Source organism: Pseudomonas sp. KB-10 (genome assembly GCF_018221585.1).
GTDB classification, from domain to species: Bacteria; Pseudomonadota; Gammaproteobacteria; order Pseudomonadales; family Pseudomonadaceae; genus Aquipseudomonas; species Aquipseudomonas yangonensis.
Genome location: NZ_QYYB01000011.1, coordinates 16,166 through 42,333 on the forward strand (window position 1 = coordinate 16,166; position 26,168 = coordinate 42,333).

At 60.9% G+C, this 26,168-nt stretch carries 24 protein-coding genes and 3 pseudogenes; 17 read left to right on the forward strand and 10 right to left on the reverse strand.

Going from position 1 to position 26,168, the window contains the following annotated elements; translation table 11 throughout:
• Window positions 1–286 precede the first annotated feature (286 nt).
• From DXK50_RS23030 to DXK50_RS23065, 8 genes and pseudogenes are all read left to right on the forward strand, one after another.
• On the forward strand, window positions 287–589 hold the full coding sequence (locus DXK50_RS23030) for a hypothetical protein (RefSeq protein ID WP_212631866.1): 303 nt from the start codon (window positions 287–289) through the stop codon (window positions 587–589).
• Window positions 590–861: 272 nt separating this feature from the next.
• On the forward strand, window positions 862–2,406 hold the full coding sequence (gene istA / locus DXK50_RS23035) for an IS21 family transposase (protein WP_212631867.1): 1,545 nt from the start codon (window positions 862–864) through the stop codon (window positions 2,404–2,406).
• Entirely contained in the window at window positions 2,399–3,148 is a 750-nt protein-coding gene (istB, locus tag DXK50_RS23040) for an IS21-like element helper ATPase IstB (protein ID WP_212631868.1), read from the forward strand. Before istA ends, istB begins: the two co-directional genes overlap by 8 nt.
• 2 nt (window positions 3,149–3,150) lie before the next feature.
• Window positions 3,151–4,005 (forward strand): hypothetical protein, encoded by an 855-nt coding sequence (locus DXK50_RS23045; protein WP_212631869.1) that lies wholly within the window; start codon window positions 3,151–3,153, stop codon window positions 4,003–4,005.
• Window positions 3,995–4,948: a tyrosine-type recombinase/integrase gene (locus tag DXK50_RS23050; RefSeq protein WP_212631870.1), complete on the forward strand. Its 954-nt coding sequence runs from the start codon at window positions 3,995–3,997 to the stop codon at window positions 4,946–4,948. Before DXK50_RS23045 ends, DXK50_RS23050 begins: the two co-directional genes overlap by 11 nt.
• 303 nt (window positions 4,949–5,251) lie before the next feature.
• The gene (locus DXK50_RS23055) at window positions 5,252–6,784 is read left to right on the forward strand and encodes a Fic family protein (RefSeq protein WP_212631871.1); all 1,533 of its coding nucleotides are present in this window, start codon (window positions 5,252–5,254) and stop codon (window positions 6,782–6,784) included.
• Between the two features lie 59 nt (window positions 6,785–6,843).
• Window positions 6,844–6,984 (forward strand): annotated as a pseudogene (locus tag DXK50_RS25590) (RHS repeat-associated core domain-containing protein); the annotation flags it as partial.
• Window positions 6,985–7,646: 662 nt separating this feature from the next.
• A complete protein-coding gene (locus DXK50_RS23065) occupies window positions 7,647–7,955 on the forward strand; it encodes a hypothetical protein (protein WP_212631872.1) in 309 nt (102 codons plus the stop codon).
• Window positions 7,956–8,521: 566 nt separating this feature from the next.
• Here the strand turns inward: DXK50_RS23065 and DXK50_RS23070 are convergent.
• The 8 genes and pseudogenes from DXK50_RS23070 to hemA all read right to left on the reverse strand — a co-directional run bounded on the left by DXK50_RS23070 (window position 8,522) and on the right by hemA (window position 16,232).
• Window positions 8,522–8,830 carry a helix-turn-helix domain-containing protein gene (locus DXK50_RS23070; RefSeq protein WP_212631873.1) on the reverse strand — a complete coding sequence of 103 codons (309 nt, stop codon included), beginning with the start codon at window positions 8,828–8,830 and terminating at the stop codon, window positions 8,522–8,524.
• Window positions 8,827–9,170: pseudogene (locus DXK50_RS25025) on the reverse strand (toxin). The gene DXK50_RS23070 and the pseudogene DXK50_RS25025 overlap by 4 nt, the downstream one beginning before the upstream one ends.
• 156 nt (window positions 9,171–9,326) lie before the next feature.
• Window positions 9,327–10,253: a LysR family transcriptional regulator gene (locus tag DXK50_RS23075; RefSeq protein ID WP_212631874.1), complete on the reverse strand. Its 927-nt coding sequence runs from the start codon at window positions 10,251–10,253 to the stop codon at window positions 9,327–9,329.
• A gap of 13 nt (window positions 10,254–10,266) precedes the next feature.
• The gene (locus DXK50_RS23080; protein ID WP_212631875.1) at window positions 10,267–11,466 is read right to left on the reverse strand and encodes an MFS transporter; all 1,200 of its coding nucleotides are present in this window, start codon (window positions 11,464–11,466) and stop codon (window positions 10,267–10,269) included.
• Between the two features lie 85 nt (window positions 11,467–11,551).
• Complete coding sequence (gene asnB / locus DXK50_RS23085) at window positions 11,552–13,405, reverse strand: asparagine synthase (glutamine-hydrolyzing) (protein WP_212631876.1); 1,854 nt, start codon at window positions 13,403–13,405, stop codon at window positions 11,552–11,554.
• A 22-nt stretch (window positions 13,406–13,427) separates the two neighbouring features.
• Window positions 13,428–14,498, reverse strand: coding sequence for a Gfo/Idh/MocA family oxidoreductase (locus DXK50_RS23090; RefSeq protein ID WP_212631877.1), 1,071 nt, complete (start codon window positions 14,496–14,498; stop codon window positions 13,428–13,430).
• The gene (locus DXK50_RS23095; protein ID WP_212631878.1) at window positions 14,495–14,998 is read right to left on the reverse strand and encodes a GNAT family N-acetyltransferase; all 504 of its coding nucleotides are present in this window, start codon (window positions 14,996–14,998) and stop codon (window positions 14,495–14,497) included. Before DXK50_RS23095 ends, DXK50_RS23090 begins: the two co-directional genes overlap by 4 nt.
• Window position 14,999: 1 nt before the next feature.
• Entirely contained in the window at window positions 15,000–16,232 is a 1,233-nt protein-coding gene (gene hemA, locus DXK50_RS23100; protein ID WP_212631879.1) for a 5-aminolevulinate synthase, read from the reverse strand.
• 156 nt (window positions 16,233–16,388) lie between these two features.
• Between hemA and DXK50_RS23105 the strand changes: the two genes are divergently transcribed.
• Window positions 16,389–17,243 (forward strand): helix-turn-helix transcriptional regulator, encoded by an 855-nt coding sequence (locus DXK50_RS23105; protein ID WP_212631880.1) that lies wholly within the window; start codon window positions 16,389–16,391, stop codon window positions 17,241–17,243.
• A gap of 17 nt (window positions 17,244–17,260) precedes the next feature.
• On the opposite strand, the pseudogene DXK50_RS23110 reads toward DXK50_RS23105, so the two are convergent.
• Window positions 17,261–17,533 (reverse strand): annotated as a pseudogene (locus DXK50_RS23110) (DUF3363 domain-containing protein); the annotation flags it as partial.
• A gap of 82 nt (window positions 17,534–17,615) precedes the next feature.
• A complete protein-coding gene (gcvA, locus tag DXK50_RS23115) occupies window positions 17,616–18,530 on the reverse strand; it encodes a transcriptional regulator GcvA (RefSeq protein ID WP_212631881.1) in 915 nt (304 codons plus the stop codon).
• A gap of 195 nt (window positions 18,531–18,725) precedes the next feature.
• On the opposite strand from gcvA, the gene DXK50_RS23120 reads away from it, so the two are divergent.
• The 8 genes from DXK50_RS23120 (at window position 18,726) to DXK50_RS23155 (ending at window position 26,138) form a co-directional block, all read left to right on the forward strand.
• Window positions 18,726–19,577 carry a transketolase gene (locus tag DXK50_RS23120; RefSeq protein ID WP_212631882.1) on the forward strand — a complete coding sequence of 284 codons (852 nt, stop codon included), beginning with the start codon at window positions 18,726–18,728 and terminating at the stop codon, window positions 19,575–19,577.
• The gene (locus DXK50_RS23125) at window positions 19,574–20,572 is read left to right on the forward strand and encodes a transketolase family protein (RefSeq protein ID WP_212631883.1); all 999 of its coding nucleotides are present in this window, start codon (window positions 19,574–19,576) and stop codon (window positions 20,570–20,572) included. The genes DXK50_RS23120 and DXK50_RS23125 overlap by 4 nt, the downstream gene beginning before the upstream one ends.
• A gap of 64 nt (window positions 20,573–20,636) precedes the next feature.
• Window positions 20,637–21,401: an SDR family NAD(P)-dependent oxidoreductase gene (locus tag DXK50_RS23130; RefSeq protein ID WP_013714840.1), complete on the forward strand. Its 765-nt coding sequence runs from the start codon at window positions 20,637–20,639 to the stop codon at window positions 21,399–21,401.
• Window positions 21,402–21,500: 99 nt separating this feature from the next.
• Window positions 21,501–22,475 carry a TRAP transporter substrate-binding protein gene (locus DXK50_RS23135; RefSeq protein WP_181564198.1) on the forward strand — a complete coding sequence of 325 codons (975 nt, stop codon included), beginning with the start codon at window positions 21,501–21,503 and terminating at the stop codon, window positions 22,473–22,475.
• Window positions 22,472–23,038 carry a TRAP transporter small permease gene (locus DXK50_RS23140; RefSeq protein ID WP_212631884.1) on the forward strand — a complete coding sequence of 189 codons (567 nt, stop codon included), beginning with the start codon at window positions 22,472–22,474 and terminating at the stop codon, window positions 23,036–23,038. The genes DXK50_RS23135 and DXK50_RS23140 overlap by 4 nt, the downstream gene beginning before the upstream one ends.
• Window positions 23,035–24,294, forward strand: a complete 1,260-nt coding sequence (locus tag DXK50_RS23145) for a TRAP transporter large permease (protein WP_212631885.1) — start codon at window positions 23,035–23,037, stop codon at window positions 24,292–24,294. Before DXK50_RS23140 ends, DXK50_RS23145 begins: the two co-directional genes overlap by 4 nt.
• Before the next feature lie 38 nt (window positions 24,295–24,332).
• Entirely contained in the window at window positions 24,333–25,220 is an 888-nt protein-coding gene (locus tag DXK50_RS23150; RefSeq protein ID WP_212631886.1) for an NAD(P)-dependent oxidoreductase, read from the forward strand.
• Between the two features lie 42 nt (window positions 25,221–25,262).
• On the forward strand, window positions 25,263–26,138 hold the full coding sequence (locus tag DXK50_RS23155) for an AEC family transporter (protein WP_212631887.1): 876 nt from the start codon (window positions 25,263–25,265) through the stop codon (window positions 26,136–26,138).
• Window positions 26,139–26,168 lie beyond the last annotated feature (30 nt).

Below are 26,168 nucleotides of genomic sequence, written 5' to 3' on the forward strand. Positions count from 1 at the left end.
AAGAAGTACGCCAACATAGTATTTGCTACGTATCGATCTTACAGGCTCTGGCAATATAGAAAAATATTCCATAGAAAGCGCCGAGGTAAAAATTTCGCACCACGCGAAGCGAAACACTCTTCTAAATGGCGAAGCCCTTAATCCATGCGGAGAATTAAGAAAAATGTAGTCTCAGTATTCCAAAAATCTGAGACTTTCTTCGATAGAGCGACGAAATGCAGCTATCTCGGGTGTGGAATAAACTCCATGAGGTCACGTTTTTACCGCATGACTTGGAACCGTCACGATGGACGAAGCCGAGAAAGCCCTGCTGATTGATGAGCTCGCCAAAAGCCTTGAAAGCGATTTGCTGGGCCGCTACGGCCCCGTAATGAGCGGAGATGAGCTATTGCGTGCTTTGGGCTACACGTCGAAGGAGGCCTTTCGGCAGTCACGGAGGCGGAACACTGTCGCAGTCCCTCTGTTTAACCTGGAACACCGGCGTGGAAAGCACGCTTTGGTGAAGGACGTTGCCCGCTATCTAGCGGAGCAGCGCTTCAGCGCTATGTTCGGCGTTTCACTCAATCATGAGCGAGGAGGTGATCCCTGATGAGCTAGCTACCGTGCGCGTAACCAACACAGTGAGGCGCGGATAAGAAAAAGCCCCCAGGACGGCAATCCCAGAGGCCTTTTGTGACAGTCGATGTGAAGACCCGACTGCCTTCAGTCTTATCCCCGAAGCCCAACCTGTCAAGACGAGAGCTAGTGCACAGGCACTGGCTTCGGGGCCTCTCTGTATCCCTTTTTCGATTGCGTCTAACGATGCCGGCCCAGCTCGTCCTACAGACAGATGGCTGGAGCCGGCTCGCGGAGGGTACAGCTATGCAAGTTCAAACCTACCGTAAGGCGTTGCATCTCCACTGCTGCTCAGCAATGAGCCAGCGACAGATTGCCAGGCTGGCGAGCATTTCCGTCAATACTGTCAAAAGGATTGTGTCTGTCGCACAGGCCAACGAATGGGATTGGGCAGCCGTTCAGGACATGGATGATCGCCAGCTTAAAACCTGCCTTCGCGGGGTTCGGCAGCAGGAGAATGGCAAGGTCATGCCGGACTGGGTAGTCACCCATAAGCTGATGCAGGCCAAGCACCAGACATTGATCCAGCTCTGGGACGAATACCGCGATCAACTCAAGTCCGCAGCCTATTCCTACTCACAGTTCACATACTACTACCGCGAGTTCCTGAGCAAGATCGACATCACCATGCGGCAGATCCATTACGCAGGCGACTGCATCTTTGTGGATTTCGCCGGCCAGACCATTCCGTGGTTCGACGCCGCCCAAGGCAAGCAGCGCGAAGCCCAAGTCTTTGTCGCGGCGCTGGGCTGTTCCAACTACGTGTTTGCCTGGGCCTGCGCCAGTCAGAAGTCACCGGACTGGATTGAGGCACACAACCGAATGTTCCAGTTCTTCGGTGGTGTCCCGAAGACGGTTATTCCGGACAATCTCAAGTCTGCAGTGATCACTCCAGGCAGCGAGCCGGTGATCAACAAGACCTACCAGGAGTTATCAGAGCACTACGGTTTCGTGGTGGTGCCGGCTCGGGTACGTCGACCGCAAGACAAATCCAAAGCAGAGCTCGGCGTGAAGCTCGCCACTCAGTGGGTGACCATGCCTCTCCGACGCCGGCAGTTCTTCAGCCTGGAGGAGATCAATGCGGCGTTGGCTGAGCTGCTGGAGAAATTGAATCGACGCTCCTTCAAGCGTCTGCCCGGCAATCGCTTCGAGCGGTTCCAGGAACTGGATAAACCTGCGCTGAGATCCCTGCCGCCCACCCCCTACGAATATGGCGAGTGGATGGCCGCCCAGAAGGTCGGCCCGGACTATCACGTCTATGTGCGCAACCATGCGTACTCGGTGCCATGGCGCTTGGTGGGCGAACGAGTAGAAGCCCGCGTCTGCCCTTCGACTGTTGCCCTGTTCCACCTGAGCAAGCGAATAGCCATTCACCCTCGCGACGACACGCCAGGGGAAGCGACAACTAACCCCAATCATCGCCCAGAGGCTCACCAAGCCTATGCCTCACAAACCGCACACCACTACCTCGAATGGGCTTATGGTCTTGGTACGGCTACCGCGGAGGTTGTGCAGGCGCAATTTAATGGTAAGGCTGACTTCTCCATCGCCGGCAGCAAGGCTTGTCAGCAGCTGCAGCGACTGGTCAGGAACTACGGCAATGCCAGAGTGGAGGCGGCTTGCGCGAGGGCCTTGGCCATCCAGTCGCCGACGATCAAAAGCTTGCGGTCCATCCTGCAACACCGCCTGGATGAGTTGCACCGGCCCGCGCATCCCGCTGCCGCCCTGATCCCACCCCACGCCAATGTACGCGGCTCCGACTACTACGCCGGGGAGAGCCGCCATGAATGAGCAGCAGACCATCGAGCAGCTCCAGGCGCTGAAGCTATTTGGTATGGCCAGCGCCATGACGGCACAACTGGAAAGTCCCGGCACACAGAGCCTGCCATTCAGTGAGCGCGTTGCTCTGCTGGTCGAGGCTGAATGCTACGACCGTGACAATCGTCGTCAGCGACGTCTCATGGCACAGGCGAAGCTAAAGATGCGCAACGCCTGTCTGGAGGATATCGACTACAGGCCACGCCGCGGCCTGGACAAGTCGCAACTGCTGTCGCTTGGGCAATGCCAATGGATCGAGCGTCATCAGCACTTGCTTATCACCGGGCCTACCGGCGTCGGTAAAACCTGGATGGCTTGCGCCTTCGGCATGCAGGCCATCCGGCGCGGCTGCTCCGTCGCCTATCACCGGGTCAGCCGGCTGCTGGAGGAAACCGAAATTGCCCGGGCGGACGGATCGCTGTCCGGCTTTCGCAGCAGGCTCGCGAAATGTCAGCTGCTGATCCTCGACGATTGGGGCATGTCGCCACTCTCTGATATTGGTCGCCAGGATCTGCTGGAGTTTGTCGATGATCGTACCGGGGCAGGCGCCATTCTGATTGCCTCTCAGCTGCCGGTCGCCAAGTGGTACGAGTACATCAACGAGCCCACCCTGGCGGATGCCATTCTGGATCGTATCGTTCACCGGGCGCACAAGATCGAGATGCGTGGCGACTCCATGCGCAAGAAGCACGGTCTCGAAGGTGGGGAGGACTAGCCATGTACGAACCCCATCAGATTCAGCAGCAGGATGTGCTGATCCACCACCCCATCATTCGCTGCGCTTACAACGACGGCGTGGCCGACAACCTGGTGGTCAGCCAGGTGCTCGACTACTACTCGGAGACCCTACGCCATCACTCTAAGGCCCTAGCCTTTCTGCAGCGCAGGGGCATCTATCAGCCCGATCTCTTGGCCCACTTTCGTCTGGGCTTTGCAGACCGCTCCCTGGGGCTTCAGCTGCGCAAGCTGGGCCACCTGCAGGAGGAGACGGTCAGAGGTGCATTGCAGCGTGTCGGGTTGCTAAGGGCCTCGGGGCACGAACTGTTTCGTGGAGCAGTGCTGTTCCCGATGCTCGATCAGCGAGGACAGATCTTTGGCGGCTATGGGCGTCGGATTACACCCAAGTTGACGGCGAACTCGGCCTATCACGTGCACTGGCATCTGGAGCATCGAGGCTTTTTCAACCAGGTAGCTCTGTTCGAGTTCCCCGAGTTGATTCTCTGCAAGAGCCCGATTGAAGCACTGACCTGGTGGTGCCACGGACATCGCAACGTGGCAGCCATCCTGGGGTTCGCCGGCTTTGATACGGAGCATCTGAGCATCCTGCAAAGCAGTTTGGTCAGGCTGGTTTACATCGCCTTTGGCACTTCACGCTCCGAGCTGGATGCAGCTCGCCGAATCGCCCAGTTGCTTGCTGATAACAGCATCGAGGTGCGTCTGGTGTTGTTTCCTCTCGGCCTGGACAGCAACGGTTTTGCTTCGTCGGTGGATGACCCTGCAAAGGAGTTATCGCGCCTGCTAGAGGAAGCCTTAGCACTTCCGGAGAGTAAGGGAGGTGACCATGAACGCTGAGACGTACCCGACCGACCTACCAGGGTGTGTGTCCTTCTACATCGATGACTGCTTGGCGCTCGGGCAAAGCGATGCGACGGCCAACACCAAGACAGCGTTGCTGAAGATGTTCGTGCTCTGGTGCCAAGCGCAGGGTATTTGCGAGGTCTCACAGGTCGATCTGAACGTGCTGGAGCGCTACCGCAAACACCTTTATCGCTACCGCAAGCGCCGCGATCAGAAGCCTTTGGAGCTTTCGACCCAACGCATGCGATTGATGGCAGTGACCGGCCTGCTCAAACGCTTACACGTCTATGGCATCGTGCAGTCGGAGCCCTACGCTCAGTTTCCGTTGCCCAGTGTGCCGCAGCAGATACCTAAGCAGATTCCCGATGAAGACGAGATCGAACCCATCCTGCATCAGACGATGATCAACGGTCGGATGGAGTTGAGGGATCGAGCCATTGTTGAGGTCTACTATGCGACCGGTATACGCCGGGCCGAGCTGGCTGGGTTGGATATCCGGGACGTGGATTTCAAGCACCAGATCGTCACTGTTCGCAAAGGTAAAGGCAGGCAGGATCGGCGGATTCCCATTGCGCAACGAGCCCTTGATTCGGTTGAGCAGTATCTCAGTGAACTCCGCGGCAGGCTGGCGACAGTAGCCAGCGGTGAAGCGCTCTTTCTCGGTGAAACAGGTAAGCGCATCCAGAACAGCAAACTGACTGAGCTTGTTGGCCGATGCATTCGCCGTTCCGGCATCGGCAAGAGCGGCTCCTGTCACGCTCTTCGCCACGCCACTGCGACGCACATGCTGCGAAATGGAGCGGACATTCGCTATGTGCAGGAAATGCTCGGACACCTGTGCATCGAGAGCACCCAGATCTACACCCGCGTGACCATCACGGATCTGCAAGGTGTTTACAGTAGAACGCACCCTGCAGCTCGGGGCTCAGGCCGCTGAGGTCGGTTTGGGGGCACTGATGAATTGCGAGCAGCGCGATCACGGAAGGGCGCGCTAGGAGGGCAGAAAAAACTAACCCCTTGGTGCGCAGTACGGGACGAGTCCCGCCCGAGGCGTGGGGGTTATTCTTGATGCCAAGGCTAATGGTGGCTGGGTGTTCAGTCAACCTTGAGGCAGTGCCGGCGGTCTGGTCTGCCTCCTTGGCAGCTCTGTCATTCTTATGGCCCGAGTAATCAGGTATAAGTTTTTTACAGAAATACGTGTAAATTATAGTTTTCTCGCGCTTCCTATAGGAAATTCGCCATGCGGCAACCCATTGAGCGAGCCGGATACAGCTGGCTGATCAACGCCCTCGATCTTCGCTGTGTGCCGCTTGATCATGAGTGTGTCATAGGCTCACGCCAAGCGCTCTCTCAGTCCGCCAGTGGCGTGAAAGTAGAGGTCTTCACCAAGGGATACGCCAGAGAGCAGCGCCCCATCGACCAGATGCTATTTGCGCTCTCGTACGAAGGGGTAAATCTGGGTGTCCTGGAGCGCGCCTTCCAGATTCCCGCAGTCCGGGATGACCTGGCTGCTGCGGTCGCTGAGAAGCCAGCCAGCGGCTATCTGCGCCGGCTCTGGTATATCTGCGAGAACATTGCAGGCCACCCGTTGCCTCTGCCCGACGCAGCTCAGAACATTCCCTATGAGCACCTGCTCCCACCGGAGAAATATTTCACCGGCCCAGAAGAGATGTCGCGCAGGCATCGAGTGCGGATGAATCTCCTGGGAACGCCTCAGCTTTCAGCCCTGATTTCCCGCCAGGGCTGGACAGACGACAGTCTGTTGAATGAGCAAATAGTCGAGCGCATGCATGACCAGATGGTTGATTTCTCGGTCACCGAAATTGCTAGAGCGGCGCAATACCTGCTGACGACCGAGACCCGCAGTTCCTACGAGATCGAGCACGAGCGGCCAGCTCCCGATCGAATCTTGCGATTTGTGAGAGTGCTGGAACAAGCGGGCCAGCGCTCTCTAGACGAAGAGTTTTTGTTCGAGATTCATCGGATAGCCCTCGGTACGGGGCGTCCCGATCCGTCCATTGGCGCATACAGGTATCTGCAGAACTGGCTCGGCCGCGGCGACCTGATCCATCTGATCCCGCCGGCGCCAGAAACAGTGCCTGAGATGATGGAGGAATGGTTTGTCATGCGTGAACGCGTCATGCGCAGTGATGCCCCAGCGCTAGTGAAGCTAAACGCGATCGCGCATAGCTTCATCTACATCCATCCTTTCATGGATGGAAACGGCAGGTTGTCCCGATTCATCATGCAGGACATTCTGGCCAATGAAGGCCTCAAGCTGCAGGGCATCATCCTGCCTATCTCCGCCGGCCTTCTGGTCAACCTGGAAAGTTACATCGGCACCCTCGACGCACTGTCACGGCGGCTACTTAGCGCTACGCAGTACCACCGGAGGGACTTGGCCAGCGACCCTGAACTGGATGAGGCGCATGCCCATCTGTTCGCCCACCTGGACTTCACTGATCTGCAGGGCGAGGTCAATAAAAGCGCTGCACGAGTTCTTGATGGACTCATGCGTGATGAGGTCAACCATCTCGTCCGCCGCGATAGATTCAAAGAGCAAATGAATCGCGAATTGGATCTGTCGAACCGGGATCTTGAGTTACTTATTGCGGTGATTTACGAGAACAGCGGGCGTGTTTCTAAGCGTAAGCGGGCTGGCTTGTTCCAGCATCTGACGGATGAAGATATTGCACTAGCAGAGAGCATCTACGCCGATCTACATGCGCCGGAAGAACCGGAGTCGGAGGTGACATTGGATCGCCTGCAGTAGGCTTCTCTTGGGGGTGAATGGCTGGTAGGTAGCCAAAGGGCCAAGGGTGGTATCGGAGATTAGTTTACAACTACTTCCGCGATTACGACCCGCAGACTGGGCGCTATGTCGAGAGTGATCCGATTGGACTTGAGGGCGGGTTAAATACCTATGGGTATGTAGAGGGTAATCCCCTGAGCTACTTTGATGCGTATGGTTTAACAGCTGAAGGCAACCATAAGCTTGATCCAGCGCAAGTAGAGCGAATCAAAGAGCAGCTAAAAGACCCAAATCTCGACAAAAAAACCAGAAACGCACTACAGAAAAAGCTAAATACTCATGAGAAAGCTATGGGGAAGAGAGGAAGTCGAAAAACCAAGGGAGGAAAGATTAGATCTATTAGCGGCCCACTTATTCACATCGAACTTGCCTGCATCGCTGGCGCAGCCCCATGCGAGCTGTGCGAATCGCTTGATTTCCCCAACCCCAACTGCCCTGTAGGTCTACGGTGTGAAGAAGATAACAACACTCCTGCATCACCTGCTCCAGCCCCCCCTTCATTTCCGGGCTGGAGCTCACCTCCACGCCCAGACATCATTGACCTAGGCCAACAATGACTAGTCTTGTAGACAGGTTAGCCAACGGCGCAACCTGCCGAGGGGCCGGCCTTCGCCGAAACCTTGTCGTAGTAAGGGTAGCATGAGTGAATATGGGTTTCGATCTGCGCGGGTCAAATGACCCGCCTTGTAAGGCTAAGATTCATTGTCCCAGGCCTGACAAAGGCACTTACTCCCCCCCTCAAAGCGGGTATGCGACATCAATAGTAAATATTGATCTGAGTGATAGTCTAAATTCATAGAAAAAAGAAATCTTAGGAGGCCGCATGCCTTGGTACGCAATAAGAAATGTATATCTCTTTGGGAAGAAGGACGATGGGAAAAATATTTTTGAAGAGCGCACAGTCTGCTTTGAAGCACCGGATCTTGAAACAGCCCATCTAAAAGGTGAGCAGGAAGCAGCTGAATATGCAGAGTGCTGCGGATTCGAATCTCACCCAGAGCAAGCCTGCTTCTTACAAGATGGAGAGCCCCTAATAGATGGCTATGAGGTCTGGTCTGAGCTTTATGAATCAGATAAAGATCTAGCTACATTTTATACTGACAGGTATACAGCATATGAATATATCCCTTGATTTTGTAGGATGGAGAATTATTAACCGCGCGAATCGAAACTCACCGTAGTTTCGTACCGCCGGTTGACACGAGAACAACATGGACTGGGCTGCGACCGCAACATTACTCGACAAGTTACCCTTCGACTAACCCGCCTAGGTCACTGTCTGCATTTGGGTTGTGTTTGCGCCGGCTGAGGCAATGCTCAACCATTTGATCGCATATTGCTGTCGCCATGCTCTATACATTGGACTTTGAGTGGATTTGATGGAGGAAGATCGCCCTTGCAGTCTGAATCAATTTTCCAGCAGGGTGTTCAGGTCTTTTCGGTTCAAGGTGTCAGGTTGTATCGGCACGGTGTTCAAGTTGGTGCAGCGCCTATAAGTGTGGGGGCCGGAAGATTTAATACGGTCTGCTGGCTAACGTTGAGTAAGCGAACGGGCTTCACACCTTGCTGGCGGGCATCCAACTGCGCGGCAGCAGCTTGGTCAGGGTGCTGGCCCTCTGAGTCAGCAGGCGCATGAGCACGTCCTTATTACCTATGGAAGAGTTCTGCCAGTGCCAAAGAGCCCGCCGCATTTCCTGTCTACGCCAGTTCGCGTATGAGGTCTGGATGCTTGCTCAGGATACGGATCAGGACAGTAGCTTGGTCGTTGGGCTTTGAGCGGTTCTGTTCCCAGTTCTTGAGTGTCGCTGGCTTGGCGTGAATGGCCTGGGCGAATACACCCTGAGACATCTTCAGCTTTTCGCGCAGTGCGACGATTTCCGCGCCTGTCGCGGGCTCGATTGGCGTGTATTCGACCTTGTGGGTACGCAGCGTACGCTTGCCTTCACGTGCTGCGGCCAGGTCGTCGAAGCCTTCGATCAGCTCGGAAAAAATATCGCGTTTGGTCATGGTGCTTGCCTCGCCTTCACTTCGCGCTCAAGGAGCGCTTTCAGCTGCCTACGCTGGTCACTGCTCAGGTCATCGAGTTCGTCTTTGTCATACAGGGTGAAGAGCTAGAACTGCAGACCGCGGAGCCAGTAGTAGTAAATCACCCGAACGCCACCTCGCTTCCCCTTGTTGCGCCTGACCGATCCGAAACGGACCTTCCGTAGACCACCGCTGTTAGCGATGACTGCGCCTGCCTCCGGGTTGGCCAAGAGCATCTGCTGGAATAGCGAGTACTCGTCGTCATCCAGGTGGACTTTTCGGTTGCGCTCAAGGGTGACAGCTCAACGAACAATGCTTTCATATGTATGCGCTATTTGCGTATATTTAATGGTGAGTGTCTTCTTGTCAAGAAATGAGCAGGTGGCCAGATACAAGAAATGCGGCAGCCTGGCTGGGCTGCCGCTAAGACGCTCTTCTGAAGGGGCTCGCTGCGAGGGGAGGCTTGTGTCTGGGGCGATCAGGCGATTTCCTTCTGTGATGTGTGATCCGGCAGCAACGCCTGGCTTTCCGTCGGGCTCACCCGCCCGATAAACCGCGCCAATTGTTCGGCCGGTTCGCCTTCGCGTCGTATCAGGTAGGTGGTCAGCATCGCAGGGCAGCCGGCCAGCGGCCGGGCCACGACGTCCGGGTTGTTGAGTTCGGTGATGCGCGCGAGGCTGGAAAAACCCAGCCCGTACCCCGCGGCGACAAGCGCCATCATCAGATCCAGGGTAGGGACGCGGTCGGCGACGGTCAGCCGTGTTTCCACGGCGCCCAGCACCTGCTGCAGCTGCTGCCAGAAGCCTTCGCAAACTTGCGGATCGCAAAGGACCAACGGGTAGCGCACCGCCTCGTCGAGCGGCACGCGCCGGTAGCTCAGCAGTGGGTGGCGGGCAGGTACCGCCACAACCAGCGGATCGAACCAGACCGGCTCGGCCACCAGGCCATCGCCAACCTCGTCGGACTGTGCAAGTCCGATGTCGAACAGGTCATCGTTCAGGCCCCTGACCTGCTCGCTAAAGGTGACTTCTGAGAGGCAGATCTCGACCTCGGGTTCTTCCTCGCGGCACTGGGCGAGCAGGGCGGCCAGGCGTGCCTGGGGTATACCGTCGGACAGCGCGACGCGAATACGTCCGCGGTAGCCGGCCGCCGCGCTCTTGACGCTGGCCTTGGCCTGGTCGACCACGGCCAGCACCCGACGCGCTTCTTCCAAGAGCACCTTGCCGGCCCAGGTCAGGCGCGTGCGCCGCGTGGTGCGCTCGAATAGTTGCACGCCCAGGCGGTACTCCAGCTCTTTGATGATCCGCGACAGGGGCGACTGTTCGATATGCAGGCGCGCGGCGGCACGGGCGAAGTGCAGTTCTTCTGCGACGGCGATGAAACAGCGAAGGTGGCGCAGTTCCACGGCCTTTCCTCCGTCAGTTGTAGGGTTCGGCTTGCACGTCGCCGTTCCAGGTTGGCTGGCGACGCAGGTTGACGACCTGCAGCAGGGCGCCCAGCGCGGCGACACCACCGGCGCTGGCGGCCAGGGTCCAGGTGGGCATTTGCAACAGCAGCACGAAGCCGCCGGCCGCGGCGCCGATGGCGCTGCCCAGGTAGAGCGCCGACTCGTTCAGGGCGATGGCCAGGTTGCCGTCACCTTGGGCCTGCCGTGCCAGGATCAGCTCGTTGTTCTGCGGCACCTGCAGTGCCCAGCCGACCGCGCCCCATAGCGCGATGGGCAGCATCACCAGCCAGGTACTGAGGGCCGCCGTCAGCGGCAGCACAAACAGCGACACGGCGAGGATCAGCATGATGGCGAAGGTCAGCACCGGGCCCTTGATGCGATCCACCAGGGGGCCGATCAGGAAGCTGCCCAGCACGCCGCCGATGCCCCAGACCCACAGATAGGGGGTGACCGAACGCACCGCGCCGTAGGCCGGGTCAGCCAGCAATGGGGCGATGAAGGTGTACATGCCCAGGCTGGCGATGGCGGCGAGCAGCGACACCAGCAGGATGACCAGCACATGGCCGTCGCCGAGGATAGCCAGCTTCTGGCCCAGCGTGGTGGCGGTGGCTGCCGGCAGGGAAGGGAGCTTCAGCAGCAGGCCGACAAGGGCCACCAGACCGAGCAAGGTTACGAGCCACAAGGCGGCCTGCCAGCCCAGCTGTTCGGCGATCAGCAGGCTGAGCGGCACGCCCAGCACCACGCCGCTGGCCATGCCGCCCATGATTATGGCAATGGCCTTGCCGCGGCGTTCCGGGGTGGACACGGCGGCCGAGGCGCCGATGCCCATGGCCAGGTAGACGCCTGCGCCGATACCGGCGATGGCACGCCAGGCCATGAGCACGGTGAAGCTCTCGGCCAGTGCACTGGCGGCGTTAGCAATGACGAACAGGCCCAGGGCTAGCAACAGGCCGGCGCGCTGACGATGTGCTGGGGTCAGGGCCACGAAGATCGGCGAACCCAGGCCGTAGGCCAGAGTGAAGGCGGTGACCAACTGTGCGGCCACCGCGACGGAGACCGCGAACGAGGCCTCGATCATCGGGATCAACCCGGCGGTGACGTAGGAGGCCATGCCAAGGGCGAAGGCCCCCAGCGCTATGAGGTAGATGGGTGATTGGTTGGGTGTGTGCATGCTCGGACTCGCTTGCGTTGCAGGAACGCGTGGGTGGTACAGCGGAGGGATGCGACCCCGCAACGGGGCCGCATCCGGTTGGGGACTAGAGTTCGAGGCTGACGTCGTACTCGTTCAGCCAGGTATTGAGGCCGACCGCCAGCTCCATGCCCATGCGCTCGTACATGGGCGAGATGCTGTCGAGCGGCTTGGCCAGGGTCTGCTGAATACGGCTGCTGTCGAGCAGTGGCGTGACTGGCGCATTACGATCCGCCTGAATGGCGGCCAGGGCATCACGCAGCGCCTGCTCGTAGGCCGGATCCTGCGTCGAGGGGTAGGGACTCTTGACCCGCTCGCTGATCGATTCGGGCAGCAGGTCGCGGGTCGCTGCGCGCAGGATGCTTTTCTCCCGCCCGTCGAAGGCCTTCATGGCCCAGGGGATGTTGAAGGCGTACTCGACCAGGCGGTGGTCGCAGAAGGGCACCCGCACCTCAAGGCCGACCGCCATGCTCATGCGATCCTTGCGGTCGAGCAGGGTCTGCACGAAACGCGTTAAGTTGACGTAGCTCATCTGCCGCATGCGATGGTCGACCGCACTTTCGCCCGGCAGTACCGGCGCCTCGGTGATGGCCTGGGCGTAGCTGTCGCGCAGGAAACTGTGCATGTCGAGATGGGCCAGCAGGCCCGGGTCGAACAGGGTCTTGCCGTCGAAGTACTTGCCGGTGACCGATGTCAGCCAGGGGAAGGTGTCGGCCTGGATCGCTTCCGGATCGTGGAACCAGCGGTAGCCACCGAACACCTCATCCGCGCTCTCGCCGGACAGTGCCACCGTCGAGTGTTTGCGCACTTCCTGGAACAGCCGGTAGAGCGACGGCCACATGTCGCCCCAGAAGGCCGGTGGCAGATCCAAGGCGCGAACGATCTGCGCACGCAACGCCGGATCGGCCAGCTCGCGGCTGTCGAGGACGATCTCCTGGTGACTGGAGCTGATCTTCTCCACCAGGTCGCGCACGAAGGGTGCATCGGGCGTACCGCGTACGGCATCGCCGGTGAAGCCGCTGCCGTGGTCGACGAAGTCGACGGAGAAGGAGCGGATGTTCTCCTTGCCGGCGGCCAGCAGCTTCTTCGAGGCTAGCGCGGTGATGATCGAGGAGTCCAGTCCGCCGGAGAGCAGGCTGCACAACGGCACATCGGCGACGATCTGGCGGTCGACGATGTCCTCCAGCAGGTCGCGGGTATGGCGGATGGTCTCGTCCAGCGTGTGTTCGTGCTCGCGCGCTTCCAGCTTCCAGTAGTGGCGACGGCCGAGGCCCTGGCGGTTGATGCGCACGATCTCGCCCGGCATCACCTCGCGCATGCCGGCGAACACCGCATGGCCTGGCGTCTTCACCATCTCCAGGATCTCGCGCAGGCCGTCTGCACGCACCTTGCGCGGTACCAGCGGGTTGGCCAGCAGCGCCTTGGGCTCGGAGCCGAACACTACACCGTCCGCGGTGGGGAAGTAATAAAGCGGCTTGACGCCCATGCGGTCGCGGATCAGCAGCAGCTCCTGTGAGCGCAGATCCCAGATGGCGAAGGCATACATGCCGTTGAGTCGCTCTACGAAGGCCTCGCCCCATTCGACATAGGCACGCAGCACCACCTCGGTGTCGCTGCGGGTCACGAAACGGTGGCCAAGTCGTTGCAGTTCGGTGCGCAGCTCGCGGAAGTTGTAGACCTCGCCGCTATAGGTGATGACGGCGACCTCGCGTGGGCCGCCGTGCATCGCCGTCATCGGTTGGCGACCACCTTCCAGATCAATGATCGACAGGCGCCGATGACCCAGGCCTACCGGCCCGTCGATCCACAGTCCGCCGGCATCCGGCCCGCGCAGGGCCACGGTGTCGGTCATGCGCTGCAGGGTGTCGCGTTGCGTTTCCAGGTTCTGGCTGTAGGACAGCCATCCAGCGATTCCACACATAGTCGTTCTCCTTGTGATTGGGTTACCCGAGGCTTTCCAGGTCGCTGTCCTCGGCCAGCAGCACGCGCGTCTCGCCATGGATGTAGCGCGCCGGTGCTGGGGTTTGGGCATGGGTTTCCATGTCGTTGAGCAGGCGCTGCAGCGCTACGGCGGTGTCGAGGCCGGCGAAGGGCTGGCGGGGCGGCTCCTTGAGCGCCACGGCGCGCACCACCTGCCGGCACAGCCGCGAGAGCTTGTGCAGGGTGTCCAGGCCTGGCTCTTCGGGGGCGGTGGCGAACTCGTGCAGCAACTCCTCGGCGCCGTTGGTACCGCGCGTCCAGATGCGCAACTGGTCGTGATCCCAGCGCGGGGTGTCGAATACTAGGCGTGCATGGATCAGCCGGGCGTCGCGGTCGACGAAGCTGAAATCCACGGTGCGCTGACGCACGATGTTGACGAAGCTGGAGTAACCGGTGACCCGCGCCTCGCCCAGGCTGGCGGTGAGCAGCACGGTGTCGAGCACTTCTGGGCCGGAAATGGAGAAATCCGAGCGCACGCCGAGCACGCCATCGAGCTGGAGCTGGCCGGCGCGCGGGCAGATCCAGCCGAGCAGATCCAGGGCGTGAATCACCTCGCTGGTCACGCCGCAAGTAGGGCGATAGTCGTTAATGCGATCCTTGCCCCAGTGGAAGCTGGCGCGTACCAGTTGCCAGTCGTGACGCTCTACCCAGTCTCGCAACTGCTGGGTTGCGTCCGAATAGCGCTCCACCAGGTCCAGGGCAAAGCCGCCGACCTGATCCAGTGCACCGAGCAGCTCATCCAGGTCGTCACCGGGCGTGACCAGCGGCTTCTCGCAGAGCACGAAACCCCGGTAGCCGGCCAGTTGCTTAAGTACGGGCGCATGGCTGTGGTCGTTGACGCTGACGACCACGATGTCTGGCTCGAACAGCTGCAGCGCGCGGTCGACGCTGTCGAAGTAGGGCCGCTCGGTCGTCTTCTGCCGGCGCCCGGCATAGGCCAGCGACAGCGGCAGGCCAGTGCTCGTGGCGATATGCTCGAAGGCGCGGCGGTAGCGGTTGCCGGCGTAGCCCAGGCCGATGATCAGGATCTTCATGCCGAGGCCTCCTGACGGATCAGCAGGCGCTCGTCGCTGACGGCGAAGCCCAGTTTCTGGTACAGCGTGCCGGCAGCCGCGGTGCTCTGCAGTACCACGCAGCCCACGCCGCGGTTGGCGAACCAGCGTAGCAGGTGCCGCATTAGCTGCCGGGCGATGCCGCGACCCCGCCACTGTGGCTCCACCACCACTGATTGCACCCATCCGGACAGGCCGTTGAGGCAGCCCGGTGCCGGCGCGCGCTGGTCGATGATGGCCGTTGCGCAGCCCAGTACCTGGCCGGATTCTTTGTGCTCGGCGGCGAGGATCTGCACGCAGTCGCTCTCGCTCAAACGGCTGTTCAGCCAGCTGCGGTAGGCCGCCCGCCAGCGCGCCGCCTCCTCCGGCGTCTCGCTCGAATAGCTGGCGTTGGTGCCGTCCAGCAGATACGCGCGCAGTTCAACCAAACTGGCCAGGTCGGCCTGGGTCGCCGGACGTACTGTGAAGGAGGACTGTTCCATCTCAGGCCACCTCCGCAGCAAACACCTCGGATGCCAATGGGATGCTGAAGTGGTCGAAGGTCTCCCGCAGCGACACTGCCAGATGCTCGATCTGCGCATCGCTGTGGTTCGGCGTAGCGTTGACGCGGAAGCGCTCGGTCCCTACCGGCACGGATGGATAGTTGATTGGCTGCAGATACACGCCATGGCTATGCAGCAGACGTTCGGCTGCCGCTTTGCAGCGCTTGGCTTCACCTACCAGCACCGGGAGCACATGGGTTTGTGAGCAGCGCATCACCGGAACATCATGGTGCTTGAGGCGCTCCCGCAGCTTGGCGGTCTGGGCATGCAGGCGATCGCGCTCGGCGCGGCTGGCCTTGAGGTGTTCGACGCTGGCCAGACAGCCTGCGGTAATTGCCGGCGGCAGCGAGGTGGTGAAGATGAAACCTGTGGCGAAGGAGCGCACCGCATCGACGATCACCTGGGTCGAGGCGATATAGCCGCCGATTACGCCGATGGCCTTGGCCATGGTGCCCTGGATGATGTCTACCTGATCGGCCACGCCCAGCTCGGCGGCGATACCGGCGCCGCGCGGGCCATACATGCCCACGGCATGCACTTCGTCGAGGTAGGTGAGGGCGTTGTAGCGCTTGGCGACCGCGACGATTTCGGCGATCGGGGCAATATCGCCGTCCATCGAGTAGACCGACTCGAAGACCACGATCTTCGGCTGACCCTGCGGGTAGCTGGCGAGGATCTGCGCCAGATGCTCGACGTCGTTATGTCGGAAGATCTTGCGCTCGTTGGGCGTCGAGCGAATGCCGTTGACGATGGAGGCGTGGTTCAGTTCGTCACTGATTACTACGCAATCGGGAATACGCCGCAGCAGACACTGGAGGGTGGCGTCGTTGGAGCCGAATCCGGTGGGGAAGACCAGCGCCGCTTCCTTGCCGTGCCAGTCGGCCAGGCTTGCTTCCAGGCTGGCGTACACCTCGTGCGAACCGCCGATATTGCGCGAGCCGCCGGAGCCCGCTCCGTAGGTCTCCAACGCATCGTGCATCTGTTCGCGTACTGCAGGATGTTGCGACATCCCGAGGTAGTCGTTGCTGCACCAGACCACCACCGGTTCTTGCTCACGGCCATCCAGTTTGGCCAGCGGGTACTGGCCGCAGATGCGGCTGAGGGTGGTGAAGGTGCGGTACTGGTTGGAGGACTTCAATGTCTCCAGTTGTTCCCGAAGAAGTGCTTGGTACATCCGTTTATCTCCTTAGCGAGTTGATGACACGTCTCTGTGTGGTTCCTCATCAAGCGAGAGCCCTGGCACGGGTAATTGCGGCCAGGTCGGGCTATTCTTCTCGGGATTTATAGGGGTTACAATTTGACTGTTTATCCTAGTACTGGAGGTAACCGGATGAGCGCGCCTCGCACAGCTGAACGCACTCGGGTAGAGCTGGCCGAATTCCTGCGTAGCCGCCGTGAACGCATTTCGCCGGCGGAGGTGGGGCTGCCTTCAGGTGGCCGAAGACGCACGCCTGGGCTGCGCCGCGAGGAGGTCGCGGCCCTGGCCGGGGTGGGTTTGTCCTGGTACACATGGTTGGAGCAGGGGCGGGACATCAGCGTGTCTGCGACCTTCCTCGACAACCTTTCGCGCACGCTCAAGCTGGATGCCACCGAGCGTCGCCACCTGTTCCTGCTGGCTCACCAGCGCCTGCCGCCAGAGCCGGGCAAAACCTGGTGCACGGTACCTGCGCTGATTCACCGCCTGATGGGTGACCTGCCTTTGCGTCCGGCCTACGTGCTCAACCTGCGTTGGGATGTGCTGGCTTGGAACGCTGCAGCAGATAGGGTGTTCGGTTTCTCCGCGCTGCCGGCGGATCGCCGCAACCTGTTGTGGATGCTGTTCACCAGCCCGGCCATGCGCCAGTTGTTCAACCCTTGGGATGAGCAGGCGCTGCAGATCCTCTCCAGCTTCCGCCGCGACTTCGTGAGGGCGACCCAGGATCCGGATATCGCTGCGCTGGTGAAGGACCTGGAGAAGGCCTCGCCGGACTTCAGGGAATGGTGGCGGCAGCAGGACATCCACGGCCCGTGCCAGGGGATCCGGCATCTTAAGATCGATTCGGTCGGCCAGGTGGTGTTCGAACACACCACGCTGACCATCGACGAGGATCGCCACCTGCGGCTGGTCTACTACGCAGCCAGGGAAGGCATGCCGCAGAGCCGCGACTTCGAGCAGTGGCTGCAACAGGAGCCGGCGCTGGTATAAGCCCCGGCGCCTGTTGCTCAACCAATCGACGGCCCGCGCTGGCGACCCAGTTGCCAAGACACGCTGTTGCCCTGAATCACTGCCGACACGCTCTGCCCGAGCCTCTGCTCGATCACCGGCTTCCACGGCACCAGGCTGAAGCCGATGCCATCGGCGAGCAGGGCATAACGGCCGCTGGCCAACTGCACGCTGCGCCAGTAGATCCCACTGACGCGCTGGCCCTCGACCGCCGGGCGGTACTGCATCTCCTCTTCGGTCGAGTTCTTATGTGCAGCAGTAGCTAGTTCTCTCAAGGGATTTTTACACACGCTTGCCTGAACTTAGCCACTGCATGTTCCGCTGGATAAATTGCATCGGGAGATTACCGTACGCTTAAACTTCGAAGCGGCTGCAGCGACCTTCGAGCTCGCTAAAGAGCCAGTCCTGAAAGCTACGTATCTTCGGCAGCTCCGCTCGTGAGCGCAGGAGGTTGAAGGTGTAACCCTGCACCTTGGGTCCTGTCAGGCCAAGTGGTGCGACCAGTTGCCCACTGGCCAGCTCGCGTTGGGCGAGCAGCAGGCTTTCGAGGCATATCCCTAAACCATCAACGGCTGCACTGATAGCCATGAACGAGCGATCGAAGCGCGGGCCACGTGAGATATCCAGAGGAACCTTGCGGTGTTGGCGCATCCAGTCGCGCCAACTGATCAGGCACACCTCGCTGTGAATCAGGGTGTGATGGCGCAGGTCTTCCGGCGCGCGGATGGCGTGTGTGCCGTTCGCAAGCGATGGCGCACAGAGCGGCACGATGGTTTCTGCGGGGAAGGGCAGCACCATGGTGCCGGCGGGTTGCAGCCGTTTCATGCCATAGCGGATATCGATGTCCACGCCCTGGGTCAGCAGGTCGGCAGGTGCTGGATACGAAGAATTCAGCCGCACGTCGATGTCCGGCTCCAAAGCGCTGAACCTTGCCAGTCGGGGCATCAGCCACTGGGTGGCGAAACTGGGTGTCGAGTGCACGGTGAGGACGTCGCTTTTGGCGGTGCGCCCCAGCTCGCGAGTCGCCATATCAATTCTGGCAAATGCCGCCGAGATTTCTTCTGCGTACACACGGCCGGCATCGGTCAGCACCACCGCGCGATGCACCCGATGGAACAAGCGAACACCAAATTGCTCCTCCAGCAGCTTTATCTGATGGCTGATCGCTGAAGGGGTGACGAAGAGTTCCTCCGCTGCCAACGCAAAGGAAGACAGGCGTGCCGCTGCCTCGAAGGCCTGAATTGCCTTGAAAGAAACTCGGTTTTGCATGGTTTTTTCACATTAGCTCAGTTCATCTATCTGCCGTAACTATTCGTTTGAGCTCAAAAAATCAAGGGAATAGGCTTTGTCTCACTCGCCAAGCGTGCTGATTCAGCGCCCAGGCAGGCCTGGAGATTCTCTCTCCAATCGAGACATATGAGGCTCCGGCAGCATCCAGTGTCGGGCCATAGCAAGGAGAACTGCGTGCAGAACAATAATTCTTCCGTCCACGCCAAGGTTGCCGAAGGCGCCTATCGCATCCGCCGCTTCGCGCTGCAGATGGGCGAGGTCCAAGGCCAAGGCTACGTCGGTCAGGCGCTGGGTTACGCCGACGTGCTGGCGACCGCCTATTGCCATGCGCTGAACCTGCGTCCAGATGACCCAAGCTGGGAGGGCCGCGACCGCTTTCTACTGTCCCACGGCCATTACGCCATCGCGTTCTACGCGGCGTTGATCGAGGCGAAGATTATTCCTGAGGACGAACTGGAGACATACGGCAGCGATGACAGCCGCCTGCCCATGTCCGGCATGGCGACCTATACCCCAGGTATGGAAATGTCAGGCGGCTCGCTCGGCCAAGGCTTGCCGATTGCGGTGGGCATGGCGCTCGGCCTGCGTCTGAAGGGTAACCCGGCTTTCGTCTACAACTCGATGTCCGATGGCGAACTGGACGAAGGCTCGACTTGGGAGGCAGCCATGAGCGCGGCTCATCATGGCCTGGGCAACCTGATTTGCCTGGTGGATATCAACAACCAGCAAGCCGACGGCCCTTCGACCAAGGTGCTGGGCTTCGAGCCACTCGCTGACAAGTGGGCTGCGTTCGGCTGGCATGTTCAACGTGTCGACGGCAACGACCTCGCAGCAGTCATAAAGGCCTTCGATACCGCGCGCCATCTCACCGAAGCCAAGCCGCGCGTGATCCTCTGCGACACCTTGATGGGCAAGGGAGTGCCATTCCTCGAAGCCCGCGAGAAGAACCACTTCATTCGCGTCGACCAGGCCGAGTGGCAGCAGGCCCTCGATATTCTCGACCAAGCCCAGGGAGTCGCCCGATGAGCACCACCGCCAAGAAACCACGCCTGACCACCTCAGCGATGATCGCCTCGATTGCCTCCGAAGGGCAGCGTGTACAGTCAGCCCCATTCGGCAAGGCCCTGGTCGAACTGGCCGCCAACCGCCCGGAGATTGTCGGCCTTACCGCCGACCTGGCCAAGTACACCGACCTGCATCTGTTCGGGCAGGCCTACCCGGATCGCTTCTTCCAGATGGGCATGGCCGAGCAACTGCTGATGGCTGCTGCCGGCGGCATGGCCAAGGAAGGTTTCGTCCCGTTCGCCACCACCTACGCGGTGTTCGCTACGCGGCGTGCCTTCGACTTCGTGCACCAGGTGATCGCCGAGGAAAACCTCAACGTCAAGCTGTGCTGCGCGCTGCCTGGTCTCACCACCGGCTACGGCCCCAGCCACCAGGCCACCGAAGACATTGCACTGATGCGTGGCATCCCCGGTATGACCATCGTCGACCCCTGTGATGCGCTCGATACGGAGCAGGCCGTGCCGCAGATCGCTGCGCACAACGGCCCGGTTTATATGCGCCTGCTGCGCGGCAACGTGCCGCTGGTACTCGACGAGTACGGCTACAGCTTCGAACTGGGCAAGGCCAAGATGCTGCGCGATGGCCGCGACGTGCTGGTGATCTCGTCCGGAATCCTGACCATGCGCGCGCTGGAAGTAGCCAAGGCGCTGGAGGCGGATCGGGTCGACGTTGGCGTGCTGCACGTGCCCACCATCAAGCCGCTCGATGTTGCGACCATCCTGCGTGAAGCGGGAAAGGCCGGACGCCTTGTGGTCGTGGCGGAGAACCACACCTCGGTCGGGGGGCTTGGCGAAGCCGTAGCCACCGCGTTGCTGACTGCTGGGGTGACTCCGCAATTTCGCCAGATCGCGCTGCCCGATGCCTTCCTCGACGCCGGTGCGCTGCCTACGCTGCATGACCGTTACGGTATTTCCACCGAGGCGATGTCGGCCACCATCAAGGGCTGGCTCGGCTGAGCGCGGCGCGACCTCGCCCTGTATACACGTGCCGGATAACGGCGCAACTGCAAGGAATCCATATATGAACAACGCTCTTCTGCTCGACGGCAAGGTTGCCATGATTTCAGGCGCGGCCTCGGCGCGCGGCATCGGCCTGGCGACTGCTCGCCTGTTCGCCAGCCATGGCGCCACGGTGGCCATTCTCGATCTCGATGAGGGTGCTGCCATCGAAGCGGCTGCTGCCATCGGCCCACAGCATCGCGGCTATGCCTGCAACGTGGCGGACAAGGACGCCTGCCTGCAGGCCACCGAGCGCGCCATCGCCGACTTCGGGCGTATCGATGTACTGATCAACAATGCCGGCATTACCCAGCCGGTGAAGACCCTGGAAATCGATCCGGCAAGCTGGGATCGCATCCTCGACGTCAACCTGCGTGGCGTGTTGTACCTGTCCCAGGCTGTCATTCCACACATGCAGGCCCAGGGCAGCGGTTCCATTGCCTGCATGTCGTCGGTGTCGGCCCAGCGTGGCGGCGGCATCCTCGGCGGCCCGCACTACTCGGCAGCGAAAGCCGGTGTCCTGGGGCTGGCCAAGGCCATGGCGCGTGAATTCGGGCCGAGCAACATCCGCGTCAATTGCGTCACCCCAGGCCTGATCCAGACCGACATCAGCGCCGGCAAGCTCAGCGATCAACAGAAGGCCGAGATCGCCGCCAGCATCCCGCTCAATCGCCTGGGCAACGCCGAGGAAGTCGCTGGCGCCTACCTGTTCCTGGCCTCGAATCTGTCGGCCTACATCACCGGTGCGGTGATCGACGTCAACGGTGGCATGCTCATCCACGGTTGAGTAATACCCGGTGCAGGTGAGGGCTCTGCCGCTCGCACCTGCAACCTGCAGCAAGCAAGACATGCAGACAACATCAATAAAAAAAGCAAGGTGAAGCTCATGAAAAAGACACTGATCGCACTCACCGCGACCTTGGCACTGGCTACTGCCTCCACCAGTTGGGCGCAACAGGTACTGCGCCTCTCCCACAACGCCGCGCCGGGTAACCCGAAGGCGGTGGCGTCCCTGAAGTTCGCGGAACTGGTCGAGCAAAAGACCGAAGGTCGGGTGAAGGTCGAGGTGGGTGGCAGCGCCCAGTTCGGCGACGACGTCGAATCGCTGACCAATATGCGCCTGGGCACGCTGGCGTTCAGCACCAACTCCCAGGGCAGCACCGCCGGCGTGGTACCGGAATTCAACCTGGTCGGCCTGCCGTTCCTGTTCCGTGATCTCGAACACGCCTACAAGGTGGTCGATGGCCCGGTCGGCGCCAAGCTCGACGAGGCAGCCAACAAGAAGGGGCTGGTGGTGCTGGCGCTGTGGGACAACGGCATTCGCCACACCAGCAACAATAAACGTCCGATCGTGAAGCCTGAAGACCTGCAGGGAGTCAAGGTGCGTACGCCGCCGGATGCCATGACCCTGGACATCTTCAAGGCGCTTGGCGCTAACCCTGGCCCACTGGCGTTTTCCGAGTTGTACATCGCCTTGCAGCAGGGAGTTTTCGACGGCCAGGAAAACCCGCTGATGAACGTCTATTCCTCGAAACTCTACGAGGTGCAGAAGTACATCTCCTTGACCGGGCATAAATACGAGACCACGCCGCTGCTGGCCAGCAAGATGATCTGGGCCTCGCTGTCCAAGGCCGACCAGCAGGCGATCAAGGAGGCCGCTGCAGAGGCCGGCAAGCTTAACCGTGAGATGTCTCTGGCTGCCGATATCGAGTTGCGCACCAAGCTCACCGAAGCCGGCGTCGAGATCAACGAAATCGACCAGGCCGAGTTCGCCGCCAAGACCAAGCCGGTCTACGACAAGTGGTCGAAGCAGTACCCCGAACTGGTCGAGCTGATCGTCACGGAGGCGGGCAAGCAATGATGGCCGCTCAAAACCCCGGCAAGGAAACGGCGCAGGCCGGAGCTCTGACGCAGGTGGTGAAGTGGGTGGACAGCGCAATCGTAGGCGCCAGCGTGGCGGTCGTGATTGCGGCGCTGGTGGCCATGTTCGTAGCGCTGATGGCCGAGGTAGTCGTGCGCTACCTGACCAATCAGGGCATGGGCTGGCCCACCGAAATGCCCAATATCCTGTTTCCCTGGCTGGTCATGGGCGGCATCGTGCTGGCTGCCCAGCGTGGTCAGCACATCGCCGTCACTGCCATCCAGGGCTGGTTGGGGCGCGGTGGCAACCGATTGTTGCTGATCGGCCATCAATTGCTGATCACCGCAACCTTCTTCTACCTGGCCTGGGTCGGTCTCGACGTGATCGAGATCACCGGCGGCGAGATCTACCCCGTCACCGGCATTTCGGCGAGATGGGCTTATCTGGCCATGATCACCGGGTTCGTCGGCCTTGGCCTCACCGCATTGACCACGCTGGTTCATCTGCTGCAAGCCGGCGATCCGCTCGCCGTCCGTGCTCACAACATCGAGGACGACCTATGACCCTCATGATGCTTCTGGTATTCGCCGTGCTGCTGGCACTGGCAGTACCGGTCGGCTATGCACTGCTGATCAGCTCGGGGCTGGCGGCTGTCGCCGTCGGCGGCATACCCAGCGTGGCGGCGATCGTGAAGATCTTTCAGCCCACGCAGAGCTTCCCGCTGCTGGCCATCCCGTTTTTCATGCTATCCGGCAGCCTGATGATGGGCGGCACGCTGGGCAAGCGCCTGATCGACTTCGCCACCATGCTGGTCGGCCGCTTCCATGGCGGGCTCGGCCAGGTCACGGTGGTCGGCTCGACCGTATTCGGCGGGGTGTCCGGCTCGGCCGTGGCGGAGGCCTCGGCGCTCGGTTCGATGCTGATTCCCTGGCAGAAGCGCGAGGGCTATCCGGGCGCCTTTGCCGCTGCGGCAACCGCGTCGTCGGCAACCATCGCCGGGCTGATTCCGCCGTCGATTCCGCTGATTCTCTACGCTGCCGTGTCCAATCAGTCGATTGCCGCGCTGTTTCTCGCCGGCCTGGTGCCGGGGCTGTTGCTGTGCGTCGGCTTCATGCTGACCTGCTACCTGTCAGGCCGTCTGCGTGGCTTCAAGCGGTTAGCCAGTGAGGTCACCTTGAAAGGTGTGCTGCGTGTGACCATTGCGGCAGCGCCGGCACTGGCCATGCCAGCCTTCATCGTGATCCTGCTGCGCGCTGGCATAGCCACACCGACCGAGGTCAGCGTACTGGCCGTGTTCTACGGTTTGATGGTGAGCATGCTGGTCTATCGCGACCTGACCCTGCGCCGCCTCTACGACGCGCTGGTGCACACCGCGATCACCACCGGTGTGGTGATGTTGGTGATCGCCGCCTCGAACCTGGTGGGCTATGTGCTGACCGTCGAGTCGGTGCCGACCGCCGTGGCCGAATGGACCGCACAAACCCTGAGTTCGCCGTGGATGGTCATCCTCATGCTCAACCTGATCATGGTTGTGGTCGGCATGTTCCTCGACCTGCCGGCGGCGATCCTGCTGCTGGGGCCGACCTTCGTCGCAATCGGCAACGCCATTGGTCTCGACCTGACCCAGCTCGGCATCATGATGGTGGTCAACCTGAGCATCGGCCTGTTTACCCCTCCGGTGGGCACCACGCTGTTCATCGCCTCGGCAATTTCGCGCGAGAAGGTTGGGGCGGTGGTGCGCGAGCTTTGGCCGTTCTACCTGGTGGCGATAATCGTGCTTGGCCTGGTCTCCTTCGTGCCGGCTTTCACCCTGTACTGATCAGCGCAGCCCGGGGCTGCGCTATGCAAGGAATTCCCATGACTACGATTGCATTTGCCGGGCTTGGCTCGATGGGCCTGCCAATGGCCAAGAACCTGCTCGCCGCGGGCCACGTTGTGCGTGGTATCGATCTCAATTCTGCGGCGCTCGCCACACTCACTGAGGCGGGCGGGGAGTCGGCAGCCGACGCTGCCTCTGCCGCCAGCGGTGCCGATGTGCTGATCCTGATGGTGGTCAATGCCGCCCAGGCCGAGCAGGTACTGTTCAATGACGGTGCGCTGGAGGCACTGGCCGAGAATGGCGTCGTCTGTCTGATGGCGACCTGTCCACCGGCTGCCGTAGAACGTATTGCCGAGCGAGTTAAGGGGACGGGGCGGCGCTTCGTCGATGCCCCGGTGTCGGGCGGCACCGCCGGCGCTATCGCCGGTTCGCTGACGATCATGGCGGCCTGTGAGCGCGCCACCTTCGAAGCGGTGCAGCCGGTGTTCCGGGGTATCGGCCAGCGTATCTTCCATGTCGGCGAGCGAGCCGGGCAGGGCGCCACGGTCAAGGCCGTCAACCAGTTGCTGTGCGGCGTGCATATCGCCGTGGTCGCCGAAGCTTTCGCGCTGGCGGTCAAGGTCGGGGTCGATCTGCCGGTGCTGCTGGAGATCATGGGCGGTTCGGCGGCATCGAGTTGGATGCTCAAGGATCGCGGCCCGCGCATGCTGCAGTTCGAGCCCGAGGTCAGCAGTGCGGTGGATATCTTCGTCAAGGATCTGGGCATCGTCCTCGAAGCCGGGCGCGACGCGCAGGCCGCACTGCCGATTGCCGCCGTGGCGTACCAGCTGTTCCTGGCCACCTCCGGACGTGGCGAGGGACGAGCCGACGACAGCCAGGTGATTCGAAGTTATTACGCCCTCAACGGTACGCCCACGCAGGGCTGAGTCGCCCAGTACAACCCACTCACCAGCGGCTAAGGTTGCCCCATGCTCGTGCAGATCGTGAGCATCGTTTTTCCCGTGTTCACAGTCATCGCGGTCGGCTACCTGTACGGTCGCAAGCATCGTCCCGACATGCTCGCGACCAACCAGGTGAACATGGGCATCTTCGTGCCCGCGTTGATTTTCTCCGCGTTGGCGGGCAAGAGCGTCGATCTGGCCGAGGTGCAGATGATCGCTCTCGGCGGCCTGGTTATCGTGCTCGGCTCCGGCTTGCTCGGCTGGCCCATCGCTCGCCGGCTGGGCTATGCACCGAAAACGCTACTGCCACCGATGATGTTCAAGAACGCCGGCAACATGGGGTTGCCGCTGCTGCTGTTCGCCTTCGGCGAACAGGTGCTGCCGGCGGCGGTGGTGCTGTTTCTTGTAGAGAACGTCCTGCATTTCGCCATCGCCACTTGGTGGCTCGGGCGTAACGCCAGGGTGTGGGGGCTGCTCCGCGAACCGGTGATCATCGCCGGAGTTGCTGGCGTGCTGGTGAGTATGTCGGGTATCGCGATGTGGCCGCCTTTTCTCTCCGCGATCAAGATCATTGCCGACGTATCCACGGGCCTGATGCTGTTTTCCCTCGGGGTGCGCCTGAACACTGCGCCCTTCGCGCAGTGGCGCATCGGCACGGTCGGTGCTGTGGCGACACCGCTGACCGGCATGCTGATCGCCTACCTGTTCTGCCTGGCGTTTGGCCTGTCGGATCGCGAGACGGACATCCTGCTGATATTCGGCGCGCTGCCGCCAGCAGTGCTCAACTTCATGTTCGCCGAGCGCTACGCTCAGGAGCCGGAGAAGGTCGCGTCGATCGTGATCCTGGGCAATCTGGTCGCGCTGTTTTCCATTTCGCTGGCATTGGCCTTGCAGCTGGCCTAGATGCATCTTTCATGAACCTAAATTTCACGC